This window comes from Microbacterium sp. ISL-103 (assembly GCF_018613995.1).
Taxonomy (GTDB): domain Bacteria; phylum Actinomycetota; class Actinomycetes; order Actinomycetales; family Microbacteriaceae; genus Microbacterium.
This window is the reverse complement of sequence record NZ_JAGGPD010000299.1, coordinates 1-3,172: the sequence shown is the minus strand read 5'-3', so window position 1 is coordinate 3,172 and position 3,172 is coordinate 1. Positions and strand designations below refer to the sequence as shown.

General features: G+C 65.5%; 3 protein-coding genes. 1 reads left to right on the top strand and 2 read right to left on the bottom strand.

The features are described from left to right. Positions 1–777: 777 nt before the first annotated feature. Positions 778–1,089 (top strand): thioredoxin family protein, encoded by a 312-nt coding sequence (locus J7E68_RS11565; RefSeq protein ID WP_215172726.1) that lies wholly within the window; start codon positions 778–780, stop codon positions 1,087–1,089. 234 nt (positions 1,090–1,323) lie between these two features. Here the strand turns inward: J7E68_RS11565 and J7E68_RS11560 are convergent, their stop codons facing one another. After that, positions 1,324–2,709 carry an FAD-dependent oxidoreductase gene (locus J7E68_RS11560; RefSeq protein WP_215172725.1) on the bottom strand — a complete coding sequence of 462 codons (1,386 nt, stop codon included), beginning with the start codon at positions 2,707–2,709 and terminating at the stop codon, positions 1,324–1,326. Positions 2,710–2,720: 11 nt separating this feature from the next. After that, the coding region (locus J7E68_RS11555; RefSeq protein ID WP_215172723.1) for an aquaporin at positions 2,721–3,172 on the bottom strand (452 nt) is incomplete at its 5' end.

The following is a 3,172-nucleotide window of genomic DNA, read 5'->3' as shown; positions in this document are numbered from 1 at the left end:
CCTCCCTCCCGCCCGATAGACGACACACACCAGAACGGTCGCCATGATCCAGCGCCGCAACCCCTTCCGACGCATATCTGTCTTCATCGCCTGCGCCACAGCCCTCGCCGTGATGCTCGCCATCGCGAGCTTCTATCTCATCGGAGCCATCTTCAGATGATCCGCCACCCGCACCGAGCTCGACACCGCTCCCAGCCACACATCCCCGCCCGCTCAGCCCCGCGCACGAGCCAGCCCTCCCGACACCGGCTTCACGATCGCCTCGTACGCGTTGGCGTCTTCCTCATTCTCGCCGCCGTCGCACTGATCGCAGCTCACCTCCTCATCGACACAACCCCGCCCGACGAACAGTCACTCTGGATATACACGCTCGGAAGCTACGAAACGGCCTTCATCCTTACCATCGGTGGACTCGCACTGGTGCTGCGTGAGTCCCCGGGAAGCGACCATGATTCTCGATAGTTACTGGGCCAATGCCCTCTGGTCCATCATCCCGACCATCGGCGTCGTCGCCGCCTTCTGGTTCGTCCTACGATCCATCATTCGAGCAGACCGCAACGAACGAAGGGCACACGCACGAATTGAACAGCAACTGCGCGCGGAACGACAGCGATCCCAAGAACGAACGCCTCCGGATGAAAAGTAGGCAGCGTATAGCCCCCTGTTAGCATGCGCGGCACCGCGACGAGTTGCAGACAATGCCATGAGGCCCGCGGCAGTCGAGCGGGGGCCGCTTTATACCCAGCATCCATGCAAGAAGAGAGGATCCTAAGAACCATGAAGATCGAACTGTTACACATCGCTGAATGCCCTAGCTGGATCGAAGCCGGGCACCGTGTCACCGCGGCCCTCCGAGAAGCGGGCTACGAAGCAACAGAACTGCGCTATCGACTCATCCGCACCGAAGAGGACGCAGCGGAAGTCCCCTTCGCGGGGTCCCCCACGATCACCCTGAACGGGAAAGACCTCTTCCCGGGTGCGGACCTCAGCGCCGACCTAGCCTGCCGAATCTATGCGACCCCGGAAGGTCTGGCCGGTTCCCCAACGATCGCGCAGATCCGAGACGCGATCCTCACTCATGGCGACTGACTCCGACCAGGTGTGCGCATGCTGCGGGCGATCGCTTCCCCGTAGGAAGCTGCATGCCCTTCGCGACGACGGAGTGTTCATCTGTCGCCGCTGCGCCTGGTGGGTCGCCCTACGCTTACGCCCGGACAACACATCGGCATGAGCACGGCATCCCATGGGTACCCGAGCGGGAGGGTGAGAGAGAGGCCTTTCCCAATTCATCTCCCGCTGGAAACGCTTAGTATCGGCGGACTCTCACACCGCTGATACCGACAGGCGCGTCTCACGCTCCCACGCTTGAGTTGCAACCTGCACGGCATCCCACGGGGAGCCGAGCGGAGGCGTGTACGAGAGGTCGAGGTCGCTCATTGCCTCGACCGTCATCCCATGATGCATGGACGTCGCATACGTGTCGACGCGCTTGGAGATCTCTGCGCCGCGAGTACCGACGAGCTGCGCGCCGAGCAGACGGCCATCTCGGGTGTCCCCCGTAACGCGAATGCTGATGGGCGTCGCACCGGGGTAGTACCGCTTGTGGTCATCCGCGATCACGGTGTGACTGTGCGGCGCGAAGCCAGCTGCAACAGCCTCATGGTCGCGGAGTCCTGTGCGTGCGGCCACGACGTCGAACACCTTCACGACCTGTGTGCCGAGGCTTCCCGCAAATCGGGTGTCGCCGCCGATCGCGTTCTCTCCTGCGACGCGTCCTTGCTTGTGCGCCGTGGTGCCGAGGGGGAGGTAGGTGACCCCAAGGAGGCGGTGGTGGGTGACCACTCCGTCGCCGGCCGCCCACACGTTCGGCAGGCCGGTGCGCATCCGCTCGTCGACGACCACAGCGCCACCCGCGCCCGTGGTTGCGCCGGCTGCGGCGAGAAGGCTGGTGTTGGGGCGCACGCCGACGACGATGAGCACGACGTCGGCGGTGCGGGCGAGTGCCTCTCCGTCGTGGACACCGGTGACGGTGATCCTGCCGCCGTCACGGGTGACGGCTTCGACGCGCGTACCGGTGAGGACGTCGACGCCGTGTCTGGTGAGTTCGTCGTGGACGAGTGAGCCGAGTTCGGGGTCGAGGGTGGAGAGGACTTCGGGGCCGCGCTGGAGCTGGGTGACCTGGAGGCCCCGCACGGTCAGAGCTTCGGCCATTTCGAGGCCGACGTAGCCGGCTCCGACGATGATTGCCGTCTCGGGCTGGTGGTCGTCGAGGTACTTCTCGAGCGCGAACGTGTCGCCCATCGAGTGCAACAGGTGCACGCCGTCGTCGGGGCCGAGCTGGTCAAGACCTGCGATGCCGGCGGTTGACGGGGACGCTCCGGTGCCGACCATGAGTTCGTCGTAGGCGATGGTTGATTCGCTGCCGTTCGCGTCGCGGACCGTGAGGCGACGGCCGTCGACGTCGATGCCCGTGGCGAGGGTGTCCAGACGGAGGTTCATGCCGGTGGCTTCGAGGTCTGCGTGGGTGCGGTGGGCGAGCGACTGCCAGGGCTGCACTTCGCGGGAGAAGTAGTACGGGATGCCGCAGATCGAGAAGTTCGGGTAGGCGTCGGCCACGACGACGGTGACGTCGACGGACGGGTCGAGTTCGCGGGCGCGGAGGGCGGTGGAGATTCCGGCGTCGCTTCCACCGATCGCTACAAGATGCATGAGCCTGCCTTTCAGGGCTGGGTTTCGAGTTGTTGAGGGACCACGACGTCGCCGGCCGTGCGGGCGGCGGTTGGATAGAGGGCGAGCAGCAGCGCGAGGCCGATGGCAGCCCCGACGAGTTGTGCAGCGATGAACGGCGCAACAGACGACGGTGCGATACCGGCGAACGTGTCGGTAAACATGCGGGCGATCGTCACCGCGGGATTCGCGAACGATGTGGAGCTGGTGAACCAGTAGGCGGCGCCGATGTACGCGCCGACCGCGGCCGCCGTGGCCGAGCCCTTGCCCGTGCGGGCGAATGCGAAGATCAGCAGCACGAGCCCCGCGGTGGCGACCACCTCCCCGACCAAGTGCCCGCCTGTGACGCGGTCGTTGGACGAGAACGCGGGGCCGGTGTCGAACATGACCCCCGCGAGGAGGGTGCCGGCAATGCCGCCGAAGATCTGCGCGAGCACATACGGGG

Coding starts and splice junctions, on each gene's coding strand:
- J7E68_RS11565 (WP_215172726.1), top strand. CDS start 778: ATGAAGATCGAACTGTTACACATCGCTGAATGCCCTAGCTGGATCGAA.
- J7E68_RS11560 (WP_215172725.1), bottom strand. CDS start 2,709: ATGCATCTTGTAGCGATCGGTGGAAGCGACGCCGGAATCTCCACCGCC.